The organism is Ligilactobacillus saerimneri DSM 16049, assembly GCF_000423265.1.
Lineage (GTDB): Bacteria > Bacillota > Bacilli > Lactobacillales > Lactobacillaceae > Ligilactobacillus > Ligilactobacillus saerimneri.
Map to the genome: position 1 here is coordinate 1 of NZ_AUHQ01000043.1, position 5,935 is coordinate 5,935.

Annotated in this window: 10 protein-coding genes and 1 pseudogene; 2 read left to right on the forward strand and 9 right to left on the reverse strand. The window is 42.0% G+C overall.

Going from position 1 to position 5,935, the window contains the following annotated elements:
- Positions 1–286: IS30 family transposase (locus tag G541_RS09750; RefSeq protein WP_035163010.1), on the forward strand; the 286-nt coding region annotated here is incomplete at its 5' end.
- 119 nt (positions 287–405) lie between these two features.
- Here G541_RS09750 and G541_RS10690 read toward each other — a convergent pair.
- Both G541_RS10690 and G541_RS10695 read right to left on the reverse strand, forming a co-directional pair.
- Positions 406–531: a hypothetical protein gene (locus tag G541_RS10690; protein ID WP_258409054.1), complete on the reverse strand. Its 126-nt coding sequence runs from the start codon at positions 529–531 to the stop codon at positions 406–408.
- Positions 532–663, reverse strand: a complete 132-nt coding sequence (locus G541_RS10695) for a hypothetical protein (RefSeq protein WP_258409055.1) — start codon at positions 661–663, stop codon at positions 532–534.
- A gap of 227 nt (positions 664–890) precedes the next feature.
- Between G541_RS10695 and G541_RS10440 the strand changes: the two genes are divergently transcribed.
- Positions 891–1,052 (forward strand): hypothetical protein, encoded by a 162-nt coding sequence (locus G541_RS10440; RefSeq protein ID WP_155824566.1) that lies wholly within the window; start codon positions 891–893, stop codon positions 1,050–1,052.
- Positions 1,053–1,179: 127 nt separating this feature from the next.
- Here the strand turns inward: G541_RS10440 and G541_RS0108035 are convergent, their stop codons facing one another.
- The 7 genes and pseudogenes from G541_RS0108035 to G541_RS10445 all read right to left on the reverse strand — a co-directional run.
- Entirely contained in the window at positions 1,180–2,385 is a 1,206-nt protein-coding gene (locus G541_RS0108035) for an FtsW/RodA/SpoVE family cell cycle protein (RefSeq protein WP_027827099.1), read from the reverse strand.
- 87 nt (positions 2,386–2,472) lie between these two features.
- Positions 2,473–2,697: a DUF2969 domain-containing protein gene (locus G541_RS0108040; RefSeq protein ID WP_009553762.1), complete on the reverse strand. Its 225-nt coding sequence runs from the start codon at positions 2,695–2,697 to the stop codon at positions 2,473–2,475.
- A 15-nt stretch (positions 2,698–2,712) separates the two neighbouring features.
- Positions 2,713–3,003, reverse strand: coding sequence for a membrane protein insertion efficiency factor YidD (yidD, locus tag G541_RS10280; protein ID WP_253283650.1), 291 nt, complete (start codon positions 3,001–3,003; stop codon positions 2,713–2,715).
- Positions 3,004–3,006: 3 nt separating this feature from the next.
- Positions 3,007–3,999, reverse strand: coding sequence for a rod shape-determining protein (mreB, locus tag G541_RS0108045; RefSeq protein ID WP_009553767.1), 993 nt, complete (start codon positions 3,997–3,999; stop codon positions 3,007–3,009).
- Between the two features lie 144 nt (positions 4,000–4,143).
- Positions 4,144–5,451 (reverse strand): UDP-N-acetylglucosamine 1-carboxyvinyltransferase, encoded by a 1,308-nt coding sequence (gene murA, locus G541_RS0108050; protein ID WP_027827100.1) that lies wholly within the window; start codon positions 5,449–5,451, stop codon positions 4,144–4,146.
- A gap of 34 nt (positions 5,452–5,485) precedes the next feature.
- Positions 5,486–5,716, reverse strand: coding sequence for a DUF1146 family protein (locus tag G541_RS0108055; RefSeq protein WP_027827101.1), 231 nt, complete (start codon positions 5,714–5,716; stop codon positions 5,486–5,488).
- 121 nt (positions 5,717–5,837) lie between these two features.
- Positions 5,838–5,935 (reverse strand): annotated as a pseudogene (locus G541_RS10445) (IS30 family transposase); the annotation flags it as partial.

The window sequence follows — 5,935 nt, forward strand, 5'->3', positions numbered from 1 at the left end:
CGATAACGGCTCCGAGTTCGCGGATCTATCAAATCTTGAGCAAGTTTCCAAGACGCTTGTGTATTATGCTCACCCTTATACATCCTGTGATAAAGGTAGCGTAGAGCGGCACAACGGGCTTATCAGACGCTATATTCCTAAGGGAGACCGGATAGATAAGTACAGCGTGGAAGACATTGCTAAGATCGAAGTATGGTGCAACTCTCTTCCTCGAAAGATCTTAAACTACAAGACTCCAGAAGAGTGCTTTGACATAGAGCTTGACCATATTTATCGACACAGATAGTCAAAATCTACCAGATGCTATTGGCAAGTGTTCAATTTATTATTGCAATTGGCGTCTGGCATACAACACCAATAAAGCTTCAAGCAGCCCCATCTTGCAACTAAGACTTATGCTTTGTATCACATAAACATCGCATATGTCGGTAAACCTGTACTGTCATCAACAACAACGTGTCCCGGCAAGCCGATGATTTTCCCTTCGTATTCGGGATACCATGCTGCCCAGGAATAATTGCTTCCAAGCACTCAAGGGGCTTTCACCCCCGAGCCTTCATAGGTTCCCATAATCAATCCTTCTTTTTTAGCATACTCTTTAGCAATCTTTTCTGCTTGTTCAAAGGTAACACCATCATAATAGCTAATTTCGTCATGCTCCATGATATTTCCCTTTCAAGTCGATCTTACCGTTCTTCTTGATCATCTTCGCTATACTTATTTTAACATTATTTGCTCATATAAGGTGCTACTTACCGTTCTGGTATTCACCCCGATTGGAAACGTTCTTTTATCCATCCGGTGAATTTGCTTTTTAATCTTATAACTCTGCTTTTCTGAAAAATTCTTTGCTATACTTAGCTTATTACTTGATGAAAGAAGGCAAAATTATGGCCGAAAAAATTTCCAATGAACAAATTGCTCACGACTTAGCTGTTGCATATATTGCTAAATCCTGGCACAATAATGAATTTCGCGAGGAATACTCTGTATCTGTCTATCTTGAGAAATATGAAGAGTTTTTAAACGAACTAAACCGTTCCAATTATTAATCATCTACTGAGAAAACAAAAGCACGGTCCCGGTAGAATAACTACCAGAATCATGCCTTAAAAATTTAACTATTTAACTATTTGCTTACTTCAAATCTCAATTAAGCCATATTGTCCACTTTTGTTATTATCTGAAGTTTTCGTTGGTACTAAACATGTCGCTCTTATTATGATAGCGCATCGACATTAGGAGTCCGATCCCGATCATATTTCCGATCAGCGCAGATCCCCCCTGACTGACAAATGGCAGTGGAATCCCTGTCAGTGGTAGCAAGCCGATTCCCATCCCGATATTTTCAAATACGTGGAATAGGATCATCATGATTACCCCAGTTGAAATATAAGCATAAAATTCATTTTTAGTATCGAATGTTACTTGAATCATCTGGAAGATCAATAACAAGTAAATAAAGATCAGAACACAGCAACCAATGAAGCCAAAGTTTTCCCCAATAACAGAGAAAATCATATCTGACTCCCGAACGGGCACATAAACGTTCGATACATTGAACCCTTTACCAAACAGCTTACCGGACCCAATCGCTTGGATACTCCGGTAAAGTTGGTAACTCTTGTTATCGGTACTACCGGAAGGGTTTAACCAGGCATCAATCCGTTCAAACTGGTAAGTGTGGAAACCAATTTTTTCCAAGATTCCGCGCGCGTAAACGGCCAGGAAAATAGCCGTGCTCCCTAGGACAACCCCGATTGTCCCAACAGGAACAATAATCTTCCAAGTGATCCCTGAAACCAAGATCATCCCGGCTAAAATAGCGAAGAACACCAGCATTGTCCCGAAGTCATTTTGCAACTTCAGCAAAATTGCCACCGGTAATGTCCATAAAAACATCTTCCCTAAAAGGTGCCAGTCCGAACGCGTTGTATGTTCATAGTATTCCGCATTGTGTTGCGAAATAATCCGCCCCATCATCAAGATATATGCGGGTTTCATAACTTCAGAAGGCTGGAAAGTGAACGGTCCGATCGCAAACCAACTCTTGGCCCCAGTTTGTACAAAGTACGACCGGCTATAAAAGATCAGGACCGCGATGAGGAGGAAGATCCCCAAACCATATGCGATTGGTGCAATCTTCCACAACTGTTCCGCATCAAATTGCATCAAGAATATTACTGCCACCGTCCCGATCACATACCACACAAACTGTGATAACATGGTCCGGACAATGCTGACGGTACTAGTGTCATGGCGCAACGCAACATAAATCGAAGCTAGTCCGATGACTGCAAGCACCAAAACACAAAAGATGATCCCCCAGTCGATCCGGGCATCTTCTTCCTCACGATTAATTTGACGTAAAGTCTTTTTAACCACGATTGTTTGTCTCCTTTTTTATTGATAAGTTTAGTATACACAAAAAGACATACAAAAAAAGGGTGTTAAAAACCGCTTAACCCTTTTTTAACGCCCTTGGTGTAGATGATATTCTCTAATCAAGAAACTAACAGCTTCGTCTTGCTGCTTAGCCCGAAAAACTTCACCGTTTGGTAACTTGGCTACAAATTCGTCACCACTCTGGGTCACTGTCCCCAGGGAACGATGATCAATTGACAAGTCAAGAACAACTTGCCCCTTAACCATGCGTTCATTTTCAATAATTGCAATGTTTTTTTCTTTTTTTGACACTAAATTGACCTCCCGCTAATGCCTATCATTAGTTTTATTGTAAGGTTGCTCATTGCGCAAAAGAGTAAACTTGTCCGGAACAGGATCGATCCCACCTCTGACAAAGGGATGACACCGCAAAATGCGGGCTATCCCCATCAGCAAGCCTTTGAAGGGTCCATGCTTTTGCAGTGCTTGTAACATGTAGTTAGAGCACGTTGGGGTATACCGACAAGTCGGTGGAAAAAGTGGCGAGATCCACCGTTGATAAACCCTGATCGGCAAGATCAAGCATTGCTTTATCAAATTATTAATTAGCGTTAACAATTCTTATCTCTTCTTTGCGCCTTTTTCCAGATGGCCGAGTAGTTTGCCTGCCCCAACTGCGACATCGTCCAGTGGTGTTTCTGAAATTTCCACTGGCACTTGCAGTTCCGAAGCAAATAACCGGGCAATACCATCTAGGAGGGCACCCCCACCAGTAAGCACAACGCCCCGGTCGATAATATCAGATGCTAATTCTGGCGGTGTAACACTCAAAACATCCTTAGCTGCTGTGATAATGGCCATCATAGTGTCGCGCAGTGCTTCTTCGACTTCTGCTGATGACAAGACAATTGTTTTTGGCAAACCATCAACCACATCGCGTCCGCGCACATCCATCTCTTGGTCACGGCCATCTTTGATCACAGTCCCGATTTCAATTTTAACTTTCTCTGCTGTCCGTTCCCCGATCTGCAGACCATGTTTCTTTCTGACATAGTTAGCAATATCTGCATTTAGCTTGTCACCGGCAACCCGTAAAGAACGGCTAGCCACAATATCGCCCAGTGAAAGAACAGCAATATCGCTAGTCCCCCCACCAATATCAATAACCATGCTGCCATGAGGATGGAAGATATCTAAACCAGCCCCAATTGCTGCTACTTTTGGTTCTTCTTCAAGATAAACTTGACCGCCACCTGACTTTTCAGCCGCTTGACGGATAGCTTTGCGTTCAATATCAGTAGTATTGGTTGGGCAGCAGATCAAAATATTAGGCTTGGACATAAAACCCTTAACATTTAGCTTCTTAATAAAATAAGAAAGCATTTGTTCTGTCATGTCAAAATCTGCAATCACCCCATCTTTAAGCGGACGAATTGCCCGAATATTACTTGGAGTTCTCCCTACCATCTTATAAGCTTCAGAACCAACTGCTAAAACACGGCCACTTTTAGTGTCAATTGCTACAACTGAAGGTTCATTCAAAACGATTCCTTTATCTTGGACATTAATCAATACGTTTGCTGTCCCTAAATCGATCCCAATATCTTTAGCCATTTTTTCTCCTCTAAGTTTAAATATCTACCCCGATTACAGAGGTAACTAATCCAGCATATTATTATAGCACGAATTGGCGCTTTTATAAAACTACATAAAAAAGTTAGCGTGATCGTTACTATGATCGCCCTAACTTTTTAATGGTTATGCTCTTTGCGGATTGAATGCGTAGGTTTCATCAGCTGTAATATCATTAACCCGCTTAATTTCAGCTCCTAAACTGGCTAGCTTTTGATGGAAATGATAGTAACCCCGGTCCAAATATTCTAAGTGCGTTACTTGTGTGATATTTTCCGCTACTAAACCAGCTAAGATCAGCGCTGCAGCTGCCCGCAAGTCAGTTGCAGCTACCTCAGCACCATTGAACTTAGTTGGTCCATAAAGGACTACTGAATTACCTTCAATCCGATAATCAGCATTCATCCGCCGAAGTTCTTCTAAGTGCATGAAGCGATTTTCAAAAACAGTTTCGGTGAGTACGCTAGGCCCATCAGCCATCAATTGTAAAATAGTCATCTGGGGCTGCATATCCGTGGGGAAACCTGGGTGAGGCAGTGTCTTTACCGTGCATGGCTTTAACTTTTCTGGACCAATAACCCGAATGCCTTGGTCCTCTTCAATGACTTCAACCCCCATTTGCCGCATCTTTGAAATCAGAGGCTTATTGTGTTCAGCAATAGCATTTTTCACCAAGACATTCCCCTGGGTTAAGGCAGCTGCTACCATAAAAGTCCCGGCTTCAATCCGGTCCTGGATGATAGTATGTTCTACCCCGTGCAAGTGTTCAACCCCGTTGATCCGGATGGTCTCAGTCCCAGCACCCTTGATGTCTGCCCCCATCTTATTCAAAATGTTAGCTAGGTCAACAATTTCAGGCTCACGGGCAACATTTTCCAAGACTGTTTGCCCTTCAGCTAATGTTGCTGCCATCATGATATTTTGCGTAGCGCCCACACTAGGAAAATCAAGATAAATGTTGGCTCCGTGCAACCGACCATCAACATGCGCTTCGATATAACCGTCGTGACGTTCAATGACTGCTCCCATGGCTTCCATTCCCTTGAGGTGAAGATCAATTGGACGTGAACCAATTGCACATCCACCAGGCATAGCTACTTTAGCCCGGCCTAAACGTGCCAGCAATGGTCCCAAAACAACAATTGAAGCCCGCATCTTAGACACATATTTGAAAGGTGCTTCATACGAAAGCTGTTTGGTTGCATCCAAAATAATTGTCTTATTTACTTCATCCATCCCTACTTCAACGTTTAAGAAACGGATAACGTTATTCATCGTATATACATCTGATAAAACCGGCACGTTATACAGAGTAGTTCGTCCCTCATCTGGCATGATACACGCTGCCAAAATTGGCAAAACGGCGTTTTTAGCGCCTTCAATTTCCACTGTGCCAACAAGACGATTTCCCCCGCGGACAATAATCTTTTCCACTTTTATATCCTCCACTAATGACTATTCGAAAATTTTAGAATAAGAATGATAGATTGCGTACGTTATCAATAAAACTCAGGAAAAAGGAACTACACCCAAAGCCAATTGTGACCGCTAACATGATTAGGACAAGTTTAAACATTGCTTGTTGTTCCTTCATAAAATAACGATCTAGGCGCAAGGTTTGTAATCCCATAAAAGCAAGAATAATAAAGCCAAAGTGGCTAATAATTCCCAGTAGAGCCATAACTCCTACTGCTTTCATACTCGTTAACCCTCTCTAATATTTGTATTCTAATCGTAATGATAGCATATTTTGGCACCCACGTCATTGCCCATAAAAATTCTTAACATATGGTAGATTGCAATAAATAACTTGAACAAATTTAATGACGCAGATTAAGCAAAAAGATCTCAATTGGAGTTCGCCAGTTCAAACATTTGAGTGGCCGTGAATTCAGATACCAGTTAATCTGAATCAATT

Excerpts from the sequence above, each read along its gene's own strand:
- G541_RS10695 (WP_258409055.1), bottom strand. The coding sequence starts at position 663 with ATGGAGCATGACGAAATTAGCTATTATGATGGTGTTACCTTTGAACAA.
- G541_RS10440 (WP_155824566.1), top strand. The coding sequence starts at position 891 with ATGGCCGAAAAAATTTCCAATGAACAAATTGCTCACGACTTAGCTGTT.
- mreB (WP_009553767.1), bottom strand. The coding sequence starts at position 3,999 with ATGGCTAAAGATATTGGGATCGATTTAGGGACAGCAAACGTATTGATT.
- G541_RS0108055 (WP_027827101.1), bottom strand. The coding sequence starts at position 5,716 with ATGAAAGCAGTAGGAGTTATGGCTCTACTGGGAATTATTAGCCACTTT.